The organism is Altibacter sp. (assembly GCF_019913785.1).
In the GTDB taxonomy this organism is placed as follows: domain Bacteria; phylum Bacteroidota; class Bacteroidia; order Flavobacteriales; family Flavobacteriaceae; genus Altibacter.
This window is the reverse complement of record NZ_JAIOHK010000028.1, coordinates 21,164-44,063: the sequence shown is the minus strand read 5'-3', so window position 1 is coordinate 44,063 and position 22,900 is coordinate 21,164. Positions and strand designations below refer to the sequence as shown.

Below are 22,900 nucleotides of genomic sequence, written 5' to 3'. Positions count from 1 at the left end.
CTTAGTACACTTTCAAAAAAGGAATTTGTAACGATTAAAGTCGAAGTTATTGAAGTGAGGCTACTATTTGTTTGTGTATTAATTCAGTTAAATTCGTTAATTGGCCTATCCCAAACTGAAGAGAATTTTACGACCGATTCGATTATTTATAATCGGCAAATAGAATTGCGACACGACAATGATTTCTTGATATTTACCGATCGATATTATACTACAGGGAGCTATATTGAGTACAGATATATTCCGAAGAAAATTAAATCGAAACTCCGGAAAGAACAGATTACAATTGGCTTGGCCCATTTATTCTACACGCCAACCAATATACTCTCCCACGAAATAACCGACTATGACCGCCCGTACGTGGGGTATTTGGGGCTCTCTGCGGGTAGTTTTGTGGTAAGAAAAAAACATGCAACAGATATTTCGGTGGCCGTTGGAGTTACGGGCCCCATCGCATTTGCTGAAGGTTTTCAAAATTTATTTCACAGCAGTGGTGGTATTTCAACACCGCCTTGGGAAGGACAAATCAAGAACAGTTTTCACTTTAATGCCTATGCAACCTATATAAAGGAATGGCTTCTTAACCCCGAACCCTTTAGTGTGTACGCGGCTATTCAACCAAAAATTGCATTTGGTTCGAAAGACATTTACATAGACCACAGTGCAAAATTCTATTTCGGAAATAGAAATCCGTTACAAGAATCGTTAGCGTATAATCAAGTGGGGGCTACCCAAAACGAGCTGTTCTTTTCTATAAATTTCACCTATCGCTATGTTGGACACAATGCGCTTCTTGAAGGTCATTTAGGAGGCGATAATTCCGAGTTTCTAGTGCCTCCTGTACGCGAATTATTTCTATACGGCATGGAGGGTTGCTATCGTTCGAGAAGAAACGATATTAGATTGGGGTATCAATATGTTTCCAGTGAATCTCCTCTCACCAAATGGCATATCTATTTTACAATCTCAGTAGCAAGAAGGTTTTGACGCTAAAACCTAACCTCTTTTACCATGATTTCTCCGCCTCTATCCACGGTAACCATAGCAGCTTGCCCCTTTTCAAATAAGGATAAGGATTTCATATAACTCATCATATCCACTACATCGTGCTCTCCCATTTTCAAAACGATATCTCCTTTTTGTAAGCCTGCCTTTTGAGCGGGCTTGTCCTCACTTACCCCGTCGATCCGCATTCCTTTTCCGGTAAACAAATAATCTGGAACCACACCTAAGGTCACTTTAAAATCGGGGACTGTTTCCGATTCATTCTTTGTCTTTCTGAACGCCAGCTTTCCATTGTCATCTAAATCGGTTATCACCCGAAAAATATAATCCGACACCTTTTGCATGCCTTCGTAGTTCAATTTTTCGGCATCATCGCTCGGTTTGTGGTAGTCAGTATGCTGACCGGTAAAAAAGTGGAGTACCGGGATATCGGCCAAATAAAAGGAAGTATGGTCACTAGGGCCAATGCCGCTTTCGTGTTCGGCGATATTCAACCCTTCGTTATTTGCAAACAAGGTTTGTTTAAAAACAGGGGACGTTCCTACCCCATGCACCGCAAGGGTATTCTCTTCATTTAAGCGTCCCACCATGTCCATATTGATCATATACGACACTTGTTTGGTGTCGATTGTTGGGTTCTTTACAAAATAGTTGGATCCCAATAACCCCATTTCTTCGCCCGAGAAAGCGATGAACAAATAGTTGTTATTTGTATTTGTAGTTGATAATTTTTCAGCCAAATCAAACATAACAGCAACGCCACTGGCATTGTCATCGGCTCCGTTATGGATGGCTTCCCCTTCTCGATACAGAGAACCTTCGCCGCCCATACCTAGATGATCGTAGTGAGCTCCTATTACCACAGTAGTCGCGGCCTTGTTATCTATATAACCCACTATATTCATTCCTTGCGCCAAACTATCGGAAATAGTATCGGTAACTTCAGCTTGCTTGTGAGGGTCAGTACTCGGCTTAAAAGAAAAGGTTTGATAGTATCCTTGCGTCCCCTTGGGCAGCAATGACAAGTCTTTATAACGTTTCACTATGTACTCTGCAGCCAGACGTTCTCCCAGCGTTCCTGTCTCCCTTCCATCAAGGCTATCACTTGCTAACACAGCGACATCGTCCTGCATCGAAATCTTTTCTACAACGGTCTCCTTACAAGAAAAGAGAATCGCTAAAATAAATACTATAATAAATGCTCTCATATCGTTACTTTTGCACAAAAGTACTGCTTAAAATGAAAAATATCCTATTTGTCACCTTTGTTATGGTGTTAATTTCCTGTAAGAACAATTCAGAAGATAAATCCAATACAATAAATAATGAGTCAACTACTGTCCAGGAATCCAAAACCGTTAGTTTGATCTATCCCGAAGAAAAGCATTTTAAATCGATGCGTCAAGTCACCTTTGGAGGAGATAATGCCGAAGCTTATTGGAGTTTTGACGACAAACAATTGGTGTTCCAATCTAACTTTAAGGATTGGGGTATGGAATGTGATCAAATGTTTTTGATGCATGCTACCGATACCTTTCAAGATAAGAAACCGCCCATGATTAGTACCGGTAAAGGACGAACTACCTGCGCCTATTTCCTGCCCGATAACAAGCATTTTGTATATGCTTCAACACATTTAGCAGATGAAGCCTGTCCTGAAGTTCCCCTTCGGAAAAATGGTAAATACGTATGGCCCGTATACCCTTCGTTCGACATCTTCGTGGCAGATCTCGAAGGAAATATTACGGCACAACTTACCAATGAGCCGGGTTACGATGCCGAAGCGACTGTGTCGCCAAAGGGAGATAAAATTGTGTTTACCTCTACCCGAAGCGGCGACCTCGAATTATACACCATGAATATTGATGGAAGTGATGTTAAGCAGATCACGGATCAATTAGGCTACGATGGTGGCGCCTTTTTCTCTCCCGATGGAACAAAGCTTATCTTTCGTTCTTCAAGACCTAAAACCGAGGATGAAATAAGGGATTACAAAGAGATGCTCGCTCAAGGACTGGTTCAGCCTACCGAAATGGAGCTGTATATTTGCAATGCCGATGGAAGTGATCTTCGGCAGCTCACCAATTTAGGAAATGCCAATTGGAGTCCGTTTTTCCACCCCAGTGGAGAAAAGATTTTATTCTCGAGCAATTTTGAAGCCGAAAGAGGATTCCCTTTCAATTTGTATATGATCGATCTGGATGGGAAAAATTTAGAGCGTATTACGCATGGCGAAACCTTTGATGCCTTTCCGGTATTTTCGAATGATGGAAAATATTTGGTATTCTCCTCCAACCGACACAATGGTGGCGGAAGGGACACCAACCTTTTTATTGCCGAATGGCAGGACTAATCTAAAACATGCTTGATTTTGTAAAATCCCGCCCTATTCCCTTGTTCCTTGCACTTATTAGTGCAGCTTTCTATTTAAGTTTTGGATACGATCTGGATAGAAGTGATTTTATAAAACTCAGTATGCTATACGCCGCCTTGTTTTTCCTGGCGTATAAGATTTTACAAATTTCGAAAAGGGATTTTTGGTTGCTAGCCGGCTTCGGACTTGTATTTAGATTACTCCTTTTGCTAAGCATTCCCAATCTTTCGCAAGATTTTTACAGGTTTTTATGGGATGGTCGCCTTTTACTCCAAGGGATTAATCCGTATTTGTTTACACCCGATATGTTCGTGGAGAATTCGGGATTATATTTTGAAAAGGCCACTATTACCATGCATCAGGCAGAGGCGCTATACGAAGGCATGGGCAGTTTAAATGCCGGCCATTTTAGTAACTATCCCCCAATAAATCAAGTCTTCTTTGCTATAGCTGCTTTGATTTCAGGAAAGAGTATTCTGGGTGCTGTGATTGTACTCCGAATTATAATGATTCTCGCAGATATAGGTATCTTATACTTCGGAAGAAAACTTCTAAAAGCACTTGAACTTAATCCACACAATATCTTTTGGTACTTCCTCAATCCTTTTGTGATACTGGAACTTACCGGAAACCTTCATTTTGAAGGGGTCATGTTGTTCTTTTTGATCTGGTCGCTGTATTTATTGCACAATAAAAACTGGTTTTGGGCGGCGATTTTATTGGGAATCTCAATCTCGGTTAAATTAATTCCCTTACTTTTTCTGCCGCTGTTCTTCCGGTTTTTTATTAAGAAAGGTCTCTTTGGAAAAGGATTTTGGACGTTGAAGAAGTTTGGATGGGTAACCTTAGCGACCGTTTTAGCAGCGTTTGCACCGTTCCTGTCCGGCCAATTTGTCGAAAACTTTGGTGCAACTATCGGACTCTGGTTTCAGGAATTCGAATTTAACGCAAGTGTTCATTATGTAATACGGTGGATTAGTTTTAAAACCGTAGGCTGGAATCTTATAGAAACAACCGGGAAAATACTTCCGGCAATAGTTCTTTTGGCAGTGTTGCTGCTTAGTTTTTTCAGAAAAAACACATCGCTTCAACAATTGATAACTGCGATGCTTTTTGCCATATCACTTTATTTATTGCTATCCACAACGGTTCACCCATGGTACATTGCCACTCCATTATTGCTTTCGGTATTTACGAAATACAAGTTTCCCATAGTTTGGAGCCTTATGGTTATGGTAAGTTATTCGGCCTATGGGAATGCAGGCTTTCAGGAAAATTTATGGCTTATCGCTATAGAGTACACCATAGTAATCGGTTTTGCCATTTGGGAACTGTGTTTCAGAAAAAAATCGAATTCCGAAAAGGAACACTTTGAAACGGCTACGCCTTAAAAATCGTATCGCCGTCTTTAAAGCATTTGAATTCGATCACATAGCCGTTGGGATCTTTTATAAAGAACGACTCGTGCTCGCCATTACTTCCCTTTAAAAAGTGAGTAATGTCTATATGCACATGCGCTTTCAACTTCTGATACAATTTCTTCCATTCGGCATTTTCTAAAATAACACCAAAATGAAAAGATGGAAGTACCGTGTTTTCAAAGCCGTAATTCGCATAATCGAATTTGAATTTCCCGGACTTTATAAAAGTGATTTGATGATTGAAGAGGTTAATATCAACCCATTTTTCGGCACGACGACCCATTTGAGCACCTATTATGTCACAGTAATAGTCTTTCGTAGCTTTGGTACTAAGACAAGGCAGTGAAATATGAAAACGATTTTCCATAAAGAACAAATTTGATATAATTAAATTACAAAATATTTCTTAATCAAAATCACCTTCTCCTGAAGATTCATCGGCAATTTCTAAACCTTCATCACCCGAATCGTCATCGTCGAAATCATCGTCGTCATCACCATCATAATCTTCCATGGTGTCGGCTAGTCGCTGACTTACTTTTACAAGATATACGGTGTCCTCCGTCCTCACCTCTACGGCTTCAATAATCTCGTTTTGTGCATTTCTAAAGACAATAATGTCCTTTTCCTTATATCCATTTGGATATTTTTCCACCAACAGGTTTAAAATCTCTTCAGTTAATTTTTTGAAGTCTACTATAACTCGCTTCAAAGCTGGTTGTTGCCCTTTCATATTTTAAAATATTCTCAACGATCTGTTGAATTACATGTCTAATAAGTATGCAAAAATTAAAGGCGCCACTATAGTAGCATCACTTTCGATAATAAATTTTGGGGTGTCAATATCCAGCTTTCCCCAGGTTATTTTTTCATTGGGCACAGCACCTGAATAGCTTCCGTAACTCGTGGTTGAGTCGCTTATCTGGCAAAAATAACTCCAGAAAGGCGTATCGGGGCGTTCCATATCCTGATACAGCATTGGCACAACACAGATCGGGAAATCTCCTGCGATCCCTCCGCCTATTTGGAAGAACCCAATTCCCTTTTTCGAATTATCTGTGTACCAATCGGCCAAGAAGGTCATATATTCAATGCCACTTTTCATGGTGGAAGCTTTTAGTTCTCCTTTTAATACGTAGCTGGCGAAAATATTCCCCATGGTGCTATCCTCCCAACCCGGGCATATAATAGGAAGGTTTTTTTCGGCTGCCGCATACATCCATGAATCTTTTAGATCGATCTCATAGTGTTCTTCCATAACACCACTCAACAATAATTTATACATATATTCATGTGGTAAATAGCGTTCTCCATTTGCTTCGGCATCTTTCCAGATCTTGACAATATGCTTTTGAATTCTTCGGAAGGCTTCTTCTTCGGGAATACAGGTATCGGTCACTCGATTCATCCCCTTCTCCAATAATTCCCATTCATCCTGAGGGGTAAGGTCTCGATAATTTGGAACTCGCTTGTAATGAGAGTGAGCCACCAAATTCATGATGTCTTCTTCCAAATTCGCTCCTGTACAGGAGATAATGTGTACTTTATCTTGGCGGATCATTTCAGCAAAAATCTTCCCCAACTCGGCAGTACTCATGGCTCCGGCGAGCGAAACCAACATTTTAGAACCGTCTTTAAGCTGTGCTTCGTAGCCTTTTGCGGCATCGACCAAGGCTGCAGCGTTAAAGTGCAGGTAATATTTTTGAATAAATTCTGAAATTGCTCCTTTTTTAGTACTCATCTTCTTCGTTGTTAAATTTTGAAATTTCTTTTTTCGATTCGTGGAAGTTGCTTTCAAATTCATCTTCTTCGTCGGTACCGTCAAACTTATAGGTAAGCATCTTGTAGTATAATTTTGCAGCTAGAAAATCGGAAGATTTATCAGCTTCATTGGGGCAAAGTTCAACAATATCGAACCCTACAACATTTTTTTCGGCAAAAACCTGTTTTAAAAAATCCAGTGTCTCATACCAAAACAAGCCCCCCGGCTCCGGAGTCCCGGTGGAAGGCATGATGGATGGGTCTAATGCATCAAGATCGAAGGTAATAAATACATTGTCTCCCAAGGCTTCAATTACGGTATCCATCCAGTATTCATCCTTTGCCATATCGTGAGCGAAGAAGGTTTTTTCTTCGTCCATTACGCTCGTTTCTGCGATGTCCATGCTTCGGATTCCCACCTGTATTAAATTGGTGGTCTGACTTGCCTCATAAACGGCACAGGCATGATTGCAAGAAGAGCCTTGATATTCTTTCCGCAGATCTGCATGTGCATCGATATGTAATACGGTAAGATTATCGAAACATTCATTAAAAGCGCGAATGGTTCCAATAGAAATACTGTGTTCGCCTCCAAAAATGGTTACGAATTTATTCTTTATGATATGTTCTTTGGTAATTTTATGCACTGCCTCTACGACCGCTTCGGGGGACGAATTTTCAGTTATGGGATCTGCTAGGTAAATTCCTTGTTTATACACTTCACTTTGGGTCTCGATGTCGTAAAGTTCCATGTTTTCTGAAGCGTGTAAAAAAGCATCCGGGCCCTTATCGGCTCCTTTTTGAAAAGTGCTTGTACCATCGTAAGGAACGGGAATTAATACAATTTTACTGGTTTCCAGCGCCCCGTATTGTTGTGGGATGCCGGCATACGTTTTAGTGCTCATAACCTAAAATATTTAATAACTGTTTACTAGTTTGTTGGGGTGAAAATAATTCGGTTGTGATGTTACCATCACTATCTTTATTAATTAAAATATGTTTTGGTGAAGGTATCAGGCAGTGTTGCAATCCGCCAAATCCGCCAATGGTTTCCTGATAGGCTCCAGTGTTGAAAAATCCAATGTACAGTGGTTTCTCCTTTCTAAACTTCGGAAGATAGATTGCGTTCATATGCTGCTCACTGTTGTAATAATCGTCACTATCGCAGGTAAGTCCGCCCAGTAAAATTCGTTCGTATTCATCGTTCCATCGGTTGACCGCCAACATGATAAAACGTTTGCTGATGGCCCAAGTATCGGGCAAGGTAGTAATAAAAGAAGAATTTATCATATTCCACTTCTCCCGATCGTTCTGTTGTTTTTGATATAAAATTTCATAGATGGCTCCACCGCTTTCCCCTACTGTAAAACTGCCAAATTCGGTAAATATATTTGGCACATCCACCTCGGCATCGGCACAGGTGACATTAATTTGATTGACGATCTCATCGATCATGTATTCATAATCATACTCGAACGCCAAAGAATTCTTTATAGGAAAGCCCCCGCCAATATTAAGACTGTCTAATGTAGGACATATTTTTTTTAGACGCGTATATACCGTCAAACACTTGAGGAGTTCGTTCCAGTAATAGGCTGTATCGCGGATACCGGTATTGATAAAAAAGTGAAGCATTTTTAACTCTACCTTTTTGTTGTCTTTGATTTGTCTTTCGTAGAAGGGGACAATGTTTTTATAGCCAATGCCCAATCGAGAGGTATAAAATTCGAATTTGGGTTCTTCTTCCGAAGCAATTCGAATCCCAACACGGAACTTTCCTTTGATAGCTTCAGAGAGCAAACCAATCTCCTCGTAATTATCAATGATAGGAATGCAGTTTTTATGCCCCGAATTGATCAAACGCCCAATATTTTGAATATATTGATCGCGCTTAAACCCATTGCATATTACATAGGTCTTATCGGTTACCTTCCCTTCGGCTTTTAGGTTTTCAACAATATCTATATCGAAGGCAGAAGAGGTTTCAATATGTATATCATTCTCCAGTGCTGTGTTTAGTACATGTTTAAAATGTGAGCTTTTAGTACAATAGCAATAGTTATAGTTGCCATTATAGTTTTGCTCCGCAATCGCATTTCCAAACCATTTTTTTGCGCGCTGAATATTTTCTGAAATTTTCGGTAAATAAGTAAACTTTAAGGGAGCACCATACTTCTCTACAAGCCCCATCAAATCGATTCCGTGAAATTCTAAATTTGCATCGTTTAAGGTAAATTCTTCCTGTGGAAAATCATAGGTCTGACTAATTAAATCGATGTATTTGGTCTTCATGTGATGTGTTTATTGAAAATGAAATTAAGAATAATAATATAAATACTTCAAGAATTGCGAAGTATAACACAAAATTAACCCGAAAATCAGATACGAATGGGATTGACCCAATAGGCCAATCTTTGTTGTAGAGGTTCCCTGCTCAATAGGGCGGAAAAAGCGGAAGCTAGCTTTAGATTTCGGTTGTCCGCCTGGCGGACTGCTTTTGAATTTGACTTCCTAATCTTCAAATGCCCGAACACAGAAACAGGGTTCATTTGTTCAGCTAAATGCGTGGCAAAAGAAATAAAAAAAATTGAAACACAAAGAAATTTCACTTAATTTTTGAATGGATTATTACAACATCCCGAATAATTCGATTTCTGCCTTCGACAAGTGTTTCCAACGTCCTCTCGGTAAGTCTTTTTTGGTAAGATGTGCAATGGTCACGCAATCTACACGAACGACATCATATCCTAAATGTTCGAAGAGATTTCTAATGACACTGTTCCCCATATGTTTAATCTTGAGTCCAACCTCTTTTTTAGGAGCATTGTTTACATAGCTCACCTCTTCGACCATCACATCTTTTCCATCGATAGTTAGTCCGGCTTTAATTTTTTGAAGGTCTGCCGCCTTTAAATTCTTATCCAACTCAACGTGAAATAAGCGGGCCATTCCCTTTTTACTAAGCTTTTCTTTGAGCTGGTCGTCGTTTGTGAAGAAGAGTAGTCCTGTAGCATTTCTACCCAGTCTCCCAATAGGCGTGATACGGGCGGTGGTTGCATTGGCAACCAGATCCATAACGGTTTGCCCTTTGCCATCACTGGTAGTAGTTGCAAAACCTTTCGGTTTATTCAATAAAACATAGGTATTTGGTTCGGGAGAAATACGCCGACCATCAAAACGGACATCATCGTCTAATTTGACCTGATAACCCATTTCATTAACGACCTTTCCATTTACGGTGACCAAGCCTGTAGCGATATACATATCGGCTTCTCGGCGCGAACAAATACCGCTGTGCGCAATATATTTATTAAGTCGGATCCCATCCGATTTCTTAGGAGCCTTACTCACGGTATTTTGCCTCCCGGACGGTTTTTTAAAGCTTTCCTTTTTAAAAGGGGCATTCCCTCTGGCGCTGCTTCTCTTTCGATTGTTATCACCTCCTCGTCCTGAAGCTTTTCCTTTACCACTTTGATCTTGTCTACTCATTAGTATCTCCCACTAACGCAGGATGTTATTTAATTATTCTTTATAACTATGTTGCAAAGATACGGAAAGGGGATTGGGTTTCAAGCAGTAAAATGAAGCAACTCAAAATGCCTATTCTTACTGCTAAAAGCAACTATTCTTTAAACTTTTTAAAGGCCACCGTGGATTGCCGTTCTCTATTGACCAACAATTTGGTAACATCGGGACGTGAATAATGCCCCACCGGATCGAAGTTTTGGCGTTCTTCCAAGACGCGATTAAAATTTAGTGTATGATAGATATTTCCCTCCTTAAGAAGTACAGGTTTTACCAGCCATTCGCCATCGGGTCCGGCAATACAGCTACCACCATTGGCCAATACTTTTGGTGATTTTTCAAATATTTTTTCCAGATGCGGGGTGTTTTGAGGGAAATCTTCAATCCGCATAAGTGCCGAAACCGAGATGACAAAACTTCTTGATTCGAGCGCAATAAACCGAGTAATGTCTTTGGTGTTGCGGTCGCTGCCGGGCCATACGGCCACGTGCAGGTCTTCGCCCTGCGCGTAGAGCGAAGCTCTTGGCAGCGGCATCCAGTTCTCCCAGCAATTCAATCCTCCCACGGTAAATTGTTTTAGCGAATGCGTTCTAAGCCCATGCCCATCTCCTATGGACCAAGTGAGTCGCTCATCGTAGGTAGGTTGCAACTTTCGGTGTACCGACTGGATCACACCTTTTGCATCGATATACACCAAAGAAGCATACAGACTATGCCCTCCTCTATCTTGAGGGCGTTCTATAATTCCTATGTAAATAGCGATTTGATGGTTTTTCGCGAGTGTACAGATTTCATTCAAATCACCTTTTTCAATTGTAATCGAATTCCGAACATAATGCGCATGGAGTTCTTTGTTGATTTTAGTATCCCATTCGGCGCCTTCGGTGAGGGCTAACCAAAATGGGTAGCCCGGCAGTACCCCTTCACCAAAAACGATGAGTTCGGCATCATTCTTAGCCGCCTTAGTAATATGATTTTTTATTTTCTCAAGTGTTTTGGCTTTATTCAACCAGACTGGAGCGATTTGAGCCAGTGCCACTTTTAAAAGATTTGCTTCCATAATTTATTATAAAATACGGTTCAATAAGACATTGACATCGATCAGCACAATACTGAAAACACCTATGACAATGATAAATTTAAGGATATTATGTAAAATAAGGTAGTGAATCTTCTTTTCAGAAATCCAAAGAAATAAAAGAAATACAGCCAAGGCAAAAATACTCCCGTAGAAAAAGTAATCCATATACCCTATTTCAAACTTGGTGATTAGTAGCAGCGCAGGAATTAGGGTTAACATGCTTAAGAAGGTCAACATTCGCTTTGAGACTTGCTCTCCATACACTACCGGAATAGTTCGGTAGTTTTGCGCTAAATCACCTCTTAAATTCTCCAGATCCTTTACCAATTCCCGCATGGAAATGATCAGAAATAAAAAGGTGGCGTGTACAAAAATCACCAGATCGAAATTCTTGTAATAAATAAACACAGCAAAGAAAGGTACCACTGCCAAGATCGCAGCCGTAATGTTCCCAACAAAGGGATATTTCTTTAATTTATGAGAATAGAACCAAATTCCGAAAATATACAATGAAAAGAACAATACCGCTCTAAAGGAAACGTAACTGGCAAATACTACGGATAGAAAATTAAGCACAAAATAGGCCGAAAGCTTGGTCCGCTGACTTACCAATTTGTCCAACATGGTTTTTCGCGGACGGTTGATGAGATCCTTCTCACTATCGTAAAAACTATTAATAATGTATCCTCCCGCAATGGCTGAAGACGAAGCCAATACCAACATTAACAGATTGAGATCGAAAAGCACCTTTTTTAATGGAAGATCGGGCGCGAGAATATAGATGGAAGTGAGGTATTGCGCAATGACAATAATTAAGATATTATAACCGCGAATAATTGAAAACAAACTGAAAAACTTTAGTAAAAAGTGTTTTTGTTTTCTAGTAAGCATCCGTTAAAGACTTTTAGGAAAAAGGGTAGCAATCTTAATTAAAAACTATAAACCACCTCAAGCTTATAGTCTTTCAATGCCGCTCTGGCCTTGTCAATATCTTCGGTGAATCCTAACATATAACCACCTCCGCCAGATCCGCATAATTTCAAATAGTAGGCATTGGTCTCGATCCCTTTTTTCCAAAGCTTGTGAAATTGCTTCGGAATCATAGGCTTAAAATTGTCCAATACTACTTTGGATAGCTGCTTGATATTTCCAAACAATGACTTCACATCACCCTGAAGAAAATCCTCCACACAGGCATCGGTATGCTTTACAAATTGATCTTTTAACATGTTTCGGAACCCCTCTTGCTTCATATTCTCCATAAAAATATGAACCATCGGTGCTGTTTCGCCCGTGACACCACTGTCCAATAAAAATACTGCTCCTTTGCTATTTTCGGTTTGAGACGGAATTCCCGCAGGTTCAATATTATCCTGTGAATTTATTAAAATAGGAAGGCTTAAATAGCTGTTCAATGGGTCTAATCCTGAAGATTTACCATGGAAGAACGATTCCATTTCAGCAAAAATACCTTTGAGCTGAAGTAGCTTTTCTCGTGTTAAATTTTCAAGTACCGTAATCTTTTCTGAAGCATATTTATCGTAAATGGCCGCTACCAATGCCCCGCTACTTCCTACACCATATCCCTGTGGAATACTGGAGTCGAAATACAGTCCCTTTTCAACATCTGCTTTTAAAGCGTCCAAATAGAACCGAACCAGATTGGGTTTCTCCTTTTGCAACTGCTCTAAATAGGTTGTAAAACGTTTTAGACTTTCATTCGATTTATGATTTGCAACGGTGTGGTGCGGATCGATCTTTAAGGCGCCTTTGTAAAAATTGTAAGGGATTGACAGACCTTTCGAATCTTTAATAATACCGTACTCGCCAAATAAAAGGATCTTTGAATAAAATAGGGGTCCGCGCATACGACTGAGAACTATGGTTTGTTAAAAATACAGTTTTTATCTTTTTAAAACGAAATATCCGACAAAGATACAAGTTCCATTGGAAAATTTTTACAGTTGCCTATTAAAAATAACTTAATAATCAGATAATTAGTATCTTAGTCTGACTTTATTTGTCCATTATGAAATCAAAATTCCTACTTTGTCTATTTTCAGTCCTAATTTTTCAAAGCGCCCTTTTTGCACAAACACATATTTGGACAGGGAATGGCGGAGACAACGATTGGTTTAACGTCGCCAACTGGGACGTGGCAACGATTCCTTCGGTGGCCAGTGATGTGGTCATTCCAACCGGATTCCTTGTGGAAATTAGTACTGCTCCGGCCGAAGCAAATTCGATTGCCTTAACCGGGGTTACTACCTTAACCATCGAAAACAACCTGACATTGGTTTCTTTATTAACCCTGCCCGCCGCTAGCAATATAAACTGGCTAGGGGGTGTAATAAATGGAGGAGGCACCATAGATAATGACGGATTAATTCAGTTAGAATCGTTTGAAGATAAAAAACTCTCAAACATTACCTTAAACAATTATGGCGCTATTTATATCACCAATTCAAACCTCATTCGGCTCGAACAAGGTGTCGTTATTAATAATTACGAAAATGCGAACATTGATATATTGAGCAATGGCGGCATGGTTCAGGATGATCTAGGCAATTCGTTAAACAATTACGGAACCATCAATAAATTAGATGATGGCAGCGGAGGCGGAGGCTCTTTTTATATGATCTACGACATGAATAATTTTGGGACGCTTGACATTGCCGAAGGGCATCAATATCTCTTTTTGGTGACCTCCGCAAACCTCTATAATGCCGAAACCGGTGTAATGCAGGGCAGCGGCGCCTATGACATTACCGCCACTTTTACAAATGACGGCACCTTTTCTCCTGCAGGATCGGGAACGGTAGGAACGATGGATGTGGTAAACAATTTTACATTTACGGCAAATGCTAAGCTCGAAATCGACATTGCAGGAGCTAATCCAGGCGCGTATGACGTCATGGAGGTTTTTGGCTTCCCCGATCTGGGTGGTTCCATACAAATTAATTTGACCTATGCCCCTGAAATTGGTGACGAATATGGGATTATCACTGCCAACGACATTACCTCTTGTACCTTATCCGATTACGTGTATGCCACCTATGAAGGCTTGGAATATACCTTTATTGTTTTTTGTAACTCGACTAATGTGACGCTGCGCATGGTGGAAATAAATTTGGCTACCCCCGATTTTGCTTCTGAAAAAATTGAATTTTATGTACAACCCAATCCCGTAACTGATAATTCTCAATTTATATTTCCTTCAGACGTACTGCAATTGTATCCCGAAGCCTATATTTCGATACTTAATTCTTTGGGGCAAGAGATAGAGCGAATTTCAACAATGTCTGAATACACACCGTTTAATGGATCGCACCTGGCAAGCGGAATTTATGTAGCCAGATTATATTCAGGAAAAACTACTTTGGCAATTTCTAAGTTTGTGAAGCTATAGTTTACAATGGCTTGGCACCAAAACCCACCTGATCTAAAATAAATTCTCCCTGCTTGCAAAAAGGAACGAGTTCCTGCTTTATAAAGCCGAGTATTTCTTCTTTTTCATGTTCGGGATAGAGCACATGTACATTGGCACCGGCATCCAGGGTAAAACACACATTGCTTTTAGTCTCCTTCCTGAAATTCCAAATTCTATTAATAATCTCCAGCGTATTGGGTTTCATCAATATGAAATTCGGTTGTGACGTGAGCATCATGGCGTGTAATGACAAGGCTTCCTGCTCCACTATTTTTATAAACTCGGGAAGATTCCCGTTTTCCAAAACCGGAATCAGTCGTGAGAGATTGTCATTCGCTTGCTGAAAGCGTTGTTCGGCAAATGGATGATCCTGCATCAAATTGTGCCCTACGGTACTGCTTACCTGTTTCTCCCCTTTATCGACAAGTAAGATAGTATCCTGAAAATTTTTAAAGCGATCGTGTACTTCATACGGGTATTTAATTCCGAATAAATTACTACTCCCCTTAATCTTTGAATGCTCCCCCCAAACTACAAGCTCTCCTTCCATACTTCGACAGGCGCTCCCGGATCCCAATCTGGCTAAAAAGGAAGCTTTTTTATAGAAAAATGCTTCGGCCATTTCGAAATTGGACAATTCCCTTTCCAAACTCATCAAACACAGCGCCAATGCACTCATTCCGCTTGCCGAAGAAGCAATCCCGCTACTGTGTGGAAAGCTGTTAGAGGTTTCAATCTTGAAGTGATATTCCTTCAGAAAGGGTAAATACACCTCTACCCTTTCAAAGAATTTTATAATTTTAGGTTCAAATGTGCGCTCTCTTTTTCCATCGAGATACACTTCAAACTCAAAATCTTCCGTATTCTTTTCTGAAAAAGAAAGGGTTGTCGTGGTACAACTGCTAGAAAGGGTAAAACTAATCGAGGCATTTTTTGGGAGTTGTTCGCCATACTTTCCCCAATATTTTACTAAAGCAATATTACTGGGCGATTGCCAGGAAAAACTCCCGTTACGAAGTGCTTTGGTATCGCTTTTTGGAACAAATTGAGCTTCCGGCATGACAATCATTTTATGGGACAAATATAACCAAATCAATGGGAGACAGAAACAAGTTAATTTTCTTATATTTAATTTTGTAAACGAATAGCAATTTGGATTTCACCATTTACAATAGCCTCATACTTGCGGGAATCATTCAGGGTTTATTTTTAAGTGCTTTTATTTTATTTTCCAAAAAAAACAAAACGCGGTCCTCGGTGTATTTGGGATTACTAATTCTCGCTTTTACACTTTCTAACCTACAGTATAGCTTGGATGCTATAGGCTTGATTTCCACCTTTACTTTTAATATTATTTATTTCCCTTATTTCTTTCTGACTCCGCCATTTCTTTACTTCTTTGTAATGACTTTTCTCTATCCTAAGCGGAAAACAAAAAGCAAAGAAAAAATACTATACCTACCCTTTTTACTCTTCCTTTTTTTAGCAGCGCTTTACAAAATCGCTTTGTTGATTCCCCAAACTGAGTTCGTAAAAAGTGCTATGCAGGGGACGGAGGTATTTGTAGATGCGTATGGGGACTTTATAAATATCCCTTTGTTTCTTTTTGTGTTAGTCGTGCTACTGCTCAACATAAAAAAATTCGAACAAAAGCAAAAAAAATTCGATTTAGAAATAATTAAGAACCGACTACTTTGGTTAAAAATATTGCTTTTTTTCCTTTTTATAACAACATTACCTTGGATCTATTTTACGATTCAATACGCCATAGATTTTGAAATATTGTTCTTGCCTCTTTTTGCTATGGTTTCAATAATCATCTATGTATTGGGATATATTGGAATATACAAAATAGGCGTTCAGGAAGAGCGCAAAAAATTACGAAAATTCTCAAAGGAAAATCGCAGTTTCTCCATTGTGGAAAAACCCAAAAACGAACATATTGCCTCGCTCGAAAAACTGTTGGTAGAAGAAAGATGGTTCCAAGATTCATCAATAACCCTAGATTCCATTGCAAATGAGCTGAATATTAGCAAAGGACACCTGTCTAGAGTTGTTAATACTGAACTAAGCATCAGTTTTTCAGATTACATAAATACCTTACGGGTAGAGGAAGCTAAATCGTATCTTAAAAATGCTGAATTTTCCAGCTACACCCTGGTAGCTATTGGATTAGAAGCCGGATTCAATTCGAAATCAACCTTTAACAGTGCCTTCAAAAAAATTGCGGGGGTGACACCTTCTCAATTCAAAAGAAATCATTCGAATTAGCACTAAATAGTTATAAATGTGAATATTTCGGACATCAAAAACATTCCTCTTAAAAAAAACGGCTGCTTTTTGATGACATTTTAAAATCATTCCGATGCATTAAAAAAACGAATCATGAAATATCTAATATTCACATTAATCATTACTTGCATCACCTTACAAGGCTGTATGGATGCTAAACAATCTGAAAACGATGTATCCAAAAATGATGCGCAAGGGGATAATTCTTCAATAGAAAATGTAAAAACATTATTTGATAAAGGAATGGCAAGTGTCGAAAAAACAAAGTTTCATGAAATAAGAGATCCGCAAAACGGAATGGTCCAAGCCCGCTCCCCCATTCCAAATAGTTGGAAGGTAAACGGTCCCAACGCCCCTGTTTATATAGAAGGCCCAAATGGGTTAAAAATCTACCAAACCCAGACCAACAATTTTGCCTGGTCCAATGATCCCTTTATGCAACAGACCATACAAATGAGCGGTCAGACATTAGCGGCCCCTATGAACACTCAACAAATACTTCAACAAAATATTTTGCCAAGCGCCCAGTCACAGGGCTACAGCCTCATTAATAGCTATCCCTTGCCCGAAGTAGACGGTTTTTGGCAAAAGTTCACCGCTGGAATGCCCAACACCGGCTCCCAACGAAAAATTGAAACTATAGGCACAGAATGGAATACCCCTAATGGTACAAAATCATTCATTGTTTTGTCGAAAATGGAAACCGTTACATCCCAATCCATGGTTTGGATCGTACAGACATCAGAGATGGAAACTTCTCCTGCATATTTTGATGAAGCCAAAAATGCGTATTTATATTCATGGGCCAATACCCAAATCAATCCACAATGGGTTGCATACGCCAATGGCAAGTTGATGGGGGACATACAACGCACCAATAATTTTTGGGCAGATGCCTCTGCAAAAAGTGCTGCTGCACACCAACAGCGCATGCAGGCCATAGCAGCAAGAGGTCAAGCTAGCTTAGAGGCGGGGAAAACCAACAGCGATATATTAGATATAATGCACGAAGGATATTTGAGCCGTAGTAATATCCAGGAAAAGGGTCATCAAAAAACAATTAATATGTTGACAGAAACGGCCGTGATAGGAAATCATGAAACCGGGGAGCACTACAATGTAACATCGGGGAGCAATTTTTATTGGGTAAACAACGATGGAAAATACATTGGAACGGACAATGCTTTATTCGATCCAAACATCAATAACGCAACTAACAATACAGACTGGACCAAATTTGCAGTGGAGAAATAATAAAAAATTCTTACCTTTCTTTTATCTACAAGGATGGGGGAAAGACAACACATAGAAAAACAGTTTCAGATAATTGAAGCAATTAAGAATAACAATGAGTTTGTGTTGAAAAAATTATATCAAGATAATTTCAGGAAAGTGGAAATGCATATTCTAAAAAACAATGGTACGATTCCCCATGCCAAAGACATTTATCAGGAAGCATTTATAGCGGTTTGGAAAAACGTTAAGGATGATAAATTTATTCCGCAGAGCGAAACCGCCATTCAAGGATATCTGTACCAAATTGCAAAGAACAAATGGACAGACTTTCTTCGTTCTTCACAATATAAAAAGACCATTTCCTTACACCCTTTAAATACCGTGTCAAGTGAAGAAATTGAAAGCGAAACTGAAAACTTGAATTGGACATCCGGTGTTTTGATGCAAGACGCAATGAGCGTATTCAACGATATGGGAGATTCGTGCAAACAACTTTTAATGCAGTTTTATTACCAAAAAAAGTCGATGCGGGAAATAGCGCAAACTTTAGGTATTGACGAGGCTTCCGCCAGAAACAAAAAATACCGATGTATGCAAAAATTGCGTAGGTTGGTAAAAACCCCAAATTAAAATATACAGTGGACACACAACATACTTTTACAATAGAACAATTGGAAACCATAGAAAGGTATCTGGATCACACTATGGATGCCGGTGAAAAAGTTCAGTTTGAAGCACAACTTGCCAAAGACACCAGCTTACAAGAGAAAGTAGCCGAAATACGGTTTCTTATTGAAACTGTGGAAACGGCCGCACTTAAGTCTAAATTAGAACGTTTTCACGAGTCGATAAAAGACTCAAAAGCATCACTTATTGATGCACCTAAACGTACTTTAATTCGCAGGCGTTCGAAGTCTTCAATTTATGCTATTGCAGCCATACTTGTTGTAGCCTTTGGAGTACTCTACATTATGAATGCGGAAACGTCTTCTGAAAAACTTTTTGCAAAACATTTTATCCCCGATCCCGGTTTGCCTACCACCATGAGCAATACTTCGAACTTTGATTTTTATGATGCCATGGTGAATTATAAACGTGCAGAATACGACCTTGCGATTGCCAAGTGGGAAAAGCTACTTCGGGAAAAACCACAGAATGATTCCTTGCAATACTTTTTAGGCGTTTCTTACCTAGCAAAGGGAAATGGTAGTTTGGCCGAGGAATACCTTCAAAAATTAAGTAATCAACCCAATAGTATTTTTACAAATGATGCCATTTTTTATCGTGCACTAGCGCTATTAAAAAGTGGAAAAGCAGAACAAGCAACTCAATTGCTTAAAGCTAATCCTTCTGAAAGAAACGCTAAACTTTTGTTAGATATAAAATAGGACAATAATGTGGAATCGAACAAGCCCTCTAAGAACAATACTGCTGCTTGTTGTGTTAGGCACATTATCTGTTCAGGCTCAAAACTCGGTTACATCAGGCCCAAAATATATTGAAGACCTAATAGCACAGAACAAGCTGGAACTGGCAATTACAACACTATATTCAGAGATTGAGGCGTTTAAAAAGCAAGGGAATTACGATACACTTGTAGCCTACATTCCTTTAGTGGGCAGTCTTACACTTAACGAAGGAGATTCGAATGCAGCCATTGTTGGGGCTTCTTCATTGGTTGATATAATACTTCAAAACTCAACTGCAGCTGTTAAGGCCAAGGCCTTACTACAATTAAACAATATTTACTTTAGTGCAAAACAAAACGACAAGGTCTTGGAAGTGGCCTTCGAGGCTTTAAAATATGCAAAACTAGCTACACCAAAAGATGAACGACTCATCGCTACACTGCATTACAATATTGGTACTGCAATGCTCAATCTAGGGAATGTGGAGGAAGCTAAACCCCATTTACTTAAGTCGAAAAACATTTTGGAAGGGCTACCGAAGAAAAATTTGCAAGAATTGTACAATACATATAATTCTACCGGTAGATATTTTGCGAGTAAATCGCAACTTGATAGCTCTACCATTTATTACAAAAAGGCCGTCGCCGCTTTGAATGAAATGGACAAATTTGAGGAGAATCGGTTTTATTGGATGGCAATTGTGAAAAACAATATCTCACTCAACCTTCAAAATATTGGACATACGAAGGAGGCAATCGCCTTCATTAAACAGGCTATTGAAAACTATCAGGATTTTATTGATATAGCCAAGGATGAATCCAAAAAATCACGGGCAGTCCGTTATCGACTAGCCACAATCGATAACCTCGGCACATTTTACCACGGTCTGGGTGAGTACAATAAGGCGGTGGAGATCTTTAATTATTCCTACCTTCAAAAACTTCAAAAATTAGGCCCCGAAGATCCGAATGTTGTGTTCTCACTAGTTATCTTAAGTCATGGTCATTTAAGCGCAAAAAATTATGAGGCTGCTGGTGAATATGCCGATAAGGCCTTAGAGATCATAGATAAAAACCCTAGCAACTTTTCTTATTTACACAGCTATATCCTGGCCGTTAGAGCATCGGTATATGAAGCATTAGAGCAAATGGGACTCGCATCAAAAATGTATAAAAAAAGTGAGGCGCTCTTTATGCAATCTTTTGATGGGACCTATTCTAGTGATTACTTGGATGCACTCATAAACATGTCTCTGTTCTATTCAAAATACGGTGATTCGGAAAAAGCAATGCAGCTGGCGGAAACCGGATATAGGTACACGAAGCGTCAAGATTTTCAAAATGCACTTATACATTATTCACATATTCAGAATATGGCCGATGTTCATTTTGAACTAAAAAACTACCCCAGTGCCTTGCAGTTTAGTGGAGAAGCCCTGAATTTCTTCAACCGGAATAATTTTACCGCAACTTCGCTTTCAGATTCCATTCAGATTGAATTTAACAAACCCCGTTCCTTACTCATAAATGCTAAATCTAAATATAAACTCCAAAATAATCGAACAGAAGCTGATTTAAACGAACTCTTATCTCAAGTTGCAGAAGGTATTGATATACTGGAGCGGCGTAAAACTATTATAAATTCAACAGAGGATATCCAGATTCTAATAGATGATAATAATGAATTGTTCAATTTTGCCAAGCAATTATATCTAGACCTTTACGAAATTACCGGTAAGGAGAAATATATGCTAGATCTAGTGACCATACATGAATCCAGCATGTATAACCGTATACGCTCACGCCTCAATATTAGGGATAATATTGCCTTTGCAGATATTCCTGAAACCGTGTTGCAAAAGGAACAACAGCTTAAAAAGAATTTCGCTACTGCGCTTAATGACCAATCAAATGAAAAGTTCGATCCATTTTTCGAGGCATCCACTTCCTGGAATCACTTTCTCGATTCGCTAAAACAGCATTTCCCGAAATACTACAAAATGCGTTATGCGACTATTGAATCATCTTTGAACGATCTTCAACAAAATATAGATTCAAATACGTCGATTGTTCGATACTTCTTTATTGAAGAGAAGCTGTTTGTATTTCTAGTTACCAAAGAAGACAAGCATTTGTATCCCTTACAATTTGAACAAGTAAAGGATCATATTCCGAAACTGATGAACAATAACTTTGAAGTTGAAGAATTTAGCGCTTTCTTACATCAACTTTATGAAGTCCTTTGGAAACCCTTCGATAAACACATACAAACAAATCAAGTTATCATAATCCCCGATCGTGAACTTTACAATTTAAGTTTCGAATTATTAACACCCGCTCCTATTTTAGATTTCAAGGAGTTAACGACTAATAGTCTCCTCGCAAAATACACCATTTCTTATAATTTCAGCCTGCTGCTGAACAACGGTGGTAGCACCACTATAAATGTATATTCCGATAACTTCGTTGCCTTTGCCCCTGAGTTTTCTAAAGGAATGAAGGACAATTATATAATTGCGGTAAAAGATTCAGTTGCTTTGGACAAAAATTATTTAACGCTTCTGCCACAGCCCTTCAGCGTTGATATCGCAAAGGAATATTCTAGAATTTTTGATGGTAGTTCATTTGTAAATGAGAAAGCTTCCAAATCCGTTTTTATTACAAATGCGAAGGAGCACAAAATCATACATATTGGCACACATGCCGAATCTAACAATGTAAGTCCGGAGCTTTCCCGCCTGATTTTTGCGAAGAATATTTCGGAAGCAGACACTTCTGAAGAAACCATAGATAATAATTTCCTGTATACGTACGAGATTTACAATCAGAACCTCAGCTCGAATCTGGCCATCTTAACGGCTTGTGAAACAGGAAAACCAACCTATAGTGCCGGTGAAGGAATGATTTCTCTGGCGCATGCCTTTACCTATGCCGGAAGTGAAAGTATTCTTACGAGTCTATGGAAGATTGACGAGAAGTCCAGTGCCGAAATTCTCGCCTTCTTTTATGATAATCTAGCCGAAGGGATGGCTAAGGATGAGGCACTTAAGCAAGCTAAACTTTCTTACTTAGCAACGGCCAATGGAAGAGAACTGGCACCGCAATATTGGGCAGGGCTTGTGATCATGGGAAATACGGCTCCATTAGAATTGGAGGCTGGTGCGCCATGGTGGTATTGGGCCATAGGTGGTTTACTAGTTCTTTTCGTGCTATCTGTCTTCTTCAAATATCGCAGGGCGTAATATCTTCTAAATTTTTTCTGAAAACTTGATGACATGTCAACTTCTTTTCGATGAGTCTATAGAAACACCTTGATTTTGCCCGAAATCACCATATAAAATCTACTTGTGCTTTTAAATATTTAGAT

At 39.3% G+C, this 22,900-nt stretch carries 20 protein-coding genes; 9 read left to right on the top strand and 11 right to left on the bottom strand.

Annotated elements, in window-relative coordinates; genetic code table 11:
• The first annotated feature begins 54 nt into the window (after positions 1 to 54).
• Positions 55 to 987: a lipid A-modifier LpxR family protein gene (locus K8F54_RS04070; protein ID WP_290787394.1), complete on the top strand. Its 933-nt coding sequence runs from the start codon at positions 55 to 57 to the stop codon at positions 985 to 987.
• 2 nt (positions 988 to 989) lie between these two features.
• On the opposite strand, the gene K8F54_RS04065 is transcribed toward K8F54_RS04070, so the two are convergent.
• Positions 990 to 2,213 carry a M28 family peptidase gene (locus tag K8F54_RS04065; RefSeq protein ID WP_290787392.1) on the bottom strand — a complete coding sequence of 408 codons (1,224 nt, stop codon included), beginning with the start codon at positions 2,211 to 2,213 and terminating at the stop codon, positions 990 to 992.
• A gap of 32 nt (positions 2,214 to 2,245) precedes the next feature.
• Here K8F54_RS04065 and K8F54_RS04060 point away from each other — a divergent pair, with 32 nt between their 5' ends.
• Both K8F54_RS04060 and K8F54_RS04055 read left to right on the top strand, forming a co-directional pair.
• The gene (locus K8F54_RS04060; RefSeq protein WP_290787389.1) at positions 2,246 to 3,358 is read left to right on the top strand and encodes a hypothetical protein; all 1,113 of its coding nucleotides are present in this window, start codon (positions 2,246 to 2,248) and stop codon (positions 3,356 to 3,358) included.
• 8 nt (positions 3,359 to 3,366) lie between these two features.
• Positions 3,367 to 4,770 (top strand): glycosyltransferase 87 family protein, encoded by a 1,404-nt coding sequence (locus K8F54_RS04055; protein ID WP_290787386.1) that lies wholly within the window; start codon positions 3,367 to 3,369, stop codon positions 4,768 to 4,770.
• Here K8F54_RS04055 and K8F54_RS04050 read toward each other — a convergent pair.
• The 9 genes from K8F54_RS04050 to K8F54_RS04010 form a co-directional block, all read right to left on the bottom strand.
• Entirely contained in the window at positions 4,760 to 5,167 is a 408-nt protein-coding gene (locus K8F54_RS04050; RefSeq protein ID WP_290787384.1) for a VOC family protein, read from the bottom strand. The two genes, K8F54_RS04055 and K8F54_RS04050, sit on opposite strands and share 11 nt — an antisense overlap.
• 39 nt (positions 5,168 to 5,206) lie before the next feature.
• Positions 5,207 to 5,512: a hypothetical protein gene (locus tag K8F54_RS04045; protein ID WP_290787381.1), complete on the bottom strand. Its 306-nt coding sequence runs from the start codon at positions 5,510 to 5,512 to the stop codon at positions 5,207 to 5,209.
• Between the two features lie 51 nt (positions 5,513 to 5,563).
• Entirely contained in the window at positions 5,564 to 6,541 is a 978-nt protein-coding gene (locus K8F54_RS04040; protein ID WP_290787377.1) for a deoxyhypusine synthase family protein, read from the bottom strand.
• Complete coding sequence (speB, locus tag K8F54_RS04035; protein WP_290787374.1) at positions 6,531 to 7,466, bottom strand: agmatinase; 936 nt, start codon at positions 7,464 to 7,466, stop codon at positions 6,531 to 6,533. The genes K8F54_RS04040 and speB overlap by 11 nt, the downstream gene beginning before the upstream one ends.
• Positions 7,456 to 8,853 (bottom strand): arginine decarboxylase, encoded by a 1,398-nt coding sequence (locus K8F54_RS04030; RefSeq protein WP_290787371.1) that lies wholly within the window; start codon positions 8,851 to 8,853, stop codon positions 7,456 to 7,458. The genes speB and K8F54_RS04030 overlap by 11 nt, the downstream gene beginning before the upstream one ends.
• A gap of 336 nt (positions 8,854 to 9,189) precedes the next feature.
• Complete coding sequence (locus K8F54_RS04025; protein WP_290787368.1) at positions 9,190 to 10,050, bottom strand: S4 domain-containing protein; 861 nt, start codon at positions 10,048 to 10,050, stop codon at positions 9,190 to 9,192.
• 133 nt (positions 10,051 to 10,183) lie between these two features.
• The gene (locus K8F54_RS04020) at positions 10,184 to 11,146 is read right to left on the bottom strand and encodes a carbon-nitrogen hydrolase family protein (protein ID WP_290787365.1); all 963 of its coding nucleotides are present in this window, start codon (positions 11,144 to 11,146) and stop codon (positions 10,184 to 10,186) included.
• Positions 11,147 to 11,152: 6 nt separating this feature from the next.
• Positions 11,153 to 12,058 carry a geranylgeranylglycerol-phosphate geranylgeranyltransferase gene (locus K8F54_RS04015; protein WP_290787362.1) on the bottom strand — a complete coding sequence of 302 codons (906 nt, stop codon included), beginning with the start codon at positions 12,056 to 12,058 and terminating at the stop codon, positions 11,153 to 11,155.
• A 38-nt stretch (positions 12,059 to 12,096) separates the two neighbouring features.
• The gene (locus tag K8F54_RS04010) at positions 12,097 to 13,035 is read right to left on the bottom strand and encodes a mevalonate kinase (protein ID WP_290787360.1); all 939 of its coding nucleotides are present in this window, start codon (positions 13,033 to 13,035) and stop codon (positions 12,097 to 12,099) included.
• A gap of 161 nt (positions 13,036 to 13,196) precedes the next feature.
• On the opposite strand from K8F54_RS04010, the gene K8F54_RS04005 reads away from it, so the two are divergent.
• Positions 13,197 to 14,576, top strand: coding sequence for a T9SS type A sorting domain-containing protein (locus tag K8F54_RS04005; RefSeq protein WP_290787357.1), 1,380 nt, complete (start codon positions 13,197 to 13,199; stop codon positions 14,574 to 14,576).
• 1 nt (position 14,577) lies between these two features.
• Here the strand turns inward: K8F54_RS04005 and K8F54_RS04000 are convergent, their stop codons facing one another.
• Complete coding sequence (locus tag K8F54_RS04000; RefSeq protein ID WP_290787354.1) at positions 14,578 to 15,657, bottom strand: diphosphomevalonate decarboxylase; 1,080 nt, start codon at positions 15,655 to 15,657, stop codon at positions 14,578 to 14,580.
• A gap of 449 nt (positions 15,658 to 16,106) precedes the next feature.
• Between K8F54_RS04000 and K8F54_RS03995 the strand changes: the two genes are divergently transcribed.
• The 5 genes from K8F54_RS03995 (at position 16,107) to K8F54_RS03975 (ending at position 22,775) form a co-directional block, all read left to right on the top strand.
• Positions 16,107 to 16,868 carry a helix-turn-helix domain-containing protein gene (locus K8F54_RS03995; protein ID WP_290787352.1) on the top strand — a complete coding sequence of 254 codons (762 nt, stop codon included), beginning with the start codon at positions 16,107 to 16,109 and terminating at the stop codon, positions 16,866 to 16,868.
• Between the two features lie 114 nt (positions 16,869 to 16,982).
• Positions 16,983 to 18,143, top strand: coding sequence for a hypothetical protein (locus K8F54_RS03990; protein ID WP_290787350.1), 1,161 nt, complete (start codon positions 16,983 to 16,985; stop codon positions 18,141 to 18,143).
• Positions 18,144 to 18,176: 33 nt separating this feature from the next.
• Positions 18,177 to 18,755: an RNA polymerase sigma factor gene (locus K8F54_RS03985; protein ID WP_290787347.1), complete on the top strand. Its 579-nt coding sequence runs from the start codon at positions 18,177 to 18,179 to the stop codon at positions 18,753 to 18,755.
• 8 nt (positions 18,756 to 18,763) lie between these two features.
• On the top strand, positions 18,764 to 19,513 hold the full coding sequence (locus K8F54_RS03980; RefSeq protein ID WP_290787344.1) for a hypothetical protein: 750 nt from the start codon (positions 18,764 to 18,766) through the stop codon (positions 19,511 to 19,513).
• A 7-nt stretch (positions 19,514 to 19,520) separates the two neighbouring features.
• The gene (locus K8F54_RS03975) at positions 19,521 to 22,775 is read left to right on the top strand and encodes a CHAT domain-containing protein (RefSeq protein WP_290787342.1); all 3,255 of its coding nucleotides are present in this window, start codon (positions 19,521 to 19,523) and stop codon (positions 22,773 to 22,775) included.
• Positions 22,776 to 22,900: the final 125 nt, after the last annotated feature.

Bases quoted from the DNA above. Each gene is read 5' to 3' on its own strand.
- K8F54_RS04015 (WP_290787362.1), bottom strand. From the start codon at position 12,058: ATGCTTACTAGAAAACAAAAACACTTTTTACTAAAGTTTTTCAGTTTG.
- K8F54_RS03985 (WP_290787347.1), top strand. From the start codon at position 18,177: ATGGGGGAAAGACAACACATAGAAAAACAGTTTCAGATAATTGAAGCA.
- K8F54_RS04065 (WP_290787392.1), bottom strand. From the start codon at position 2,213: ATGAGAGCATTTATTATAGTATTTATTTTAGCGATTCTCTTTTCTTGT.
- K8F54_RS04005 (WP_290787357.1), top strand. From the start codon at position 13,197: ATGAAATCAAAATTCCTACTTTGTCTATTTTCAGTCCTAATTTTTCAA.
- K8F54_RS04050 (WP_290787384.1), bottom strand. From the start codon at position 5,167: ATGGAAAATCGTTTTCATATTTCACTGCCTTGTCTTAGTACCAAAGCT.
- K8F54_RS04000 (WP_290787354.1), bottom strand. From the start codon at position 15,657: ATGCCGGAAGCTCAATTTGTTCCAAAAAGCGATACCAAAGCACTTCGT.
- K8F54_RS04025 (WP_290787368.1), bottom strand. From the start codon at position 10,050: ATGAGTAGACAAGATCAAAGTGGTAAAGGAAAAGCTTCAGGACGAGGA.
- K8F54_RS03990 (WP_290787350.1), top strand. From the start codon at position 16,983: ATGAAATATCTAATATTCACATTAATCATTACTTGCATCACCTTACAA.
- K8F54_RS04010 (WP_290787360.1), bottom strand. From the start codon at position 13,035: ATGCGCGGACCCCTATTTTATTCAAAGATCCTTTTATTTGGCGAGTAC.
- K8F54_RS04030 (WP_290787371.1), bottom strand. From the start codon at position 8,853: ATGAAGACCAAATACATCGATTTAATTAGTCAGACCTATGATTTTCCA.
- K8F54_RS04020 (WP_290787365.1), bottom strand. From the start codon at position 11,146: ATGGAAGCAAATCTTTTAAAAGTGGCACTGGCTCAAATCGCTCCAGTC.
- K8F54_RS04040 (WP_290787377.1), bottom strand. From the start codon at position 6,541: ATGAGTACTAAAAAAGGAGCAATTTCAGAATTTATTCAAAAATATTAC.
- speB (WP_290787374.1), bottom strand. From the start codon at position 7,466: ATGAGCACTAAAACGTATGCCGGCATCCCACAACAATACGGGGCGCTG.
- K8F54_RS03975 (WP_290787342.1), top strand. From the start codon at position 19,521: ATGTGGAATCGAACAAGCCCTCTAAGAACAATACTGCTGCTTGTTGTG.
- K8F54_RS04060 (WP_290787389.1), top strand. From the start codon at position 2,246: ATGAAAAATATCCTATTTGTCACCTTTGTTATGGTGTTAATTTCCTGT.
- K8F54_RS04055 (WP_290787386.1), top strand. From the start codon at position 3,367: ATGCTTGATTTTGTAAAATCCCGCCCTATTCCCTTGTTCCTTGCACTT.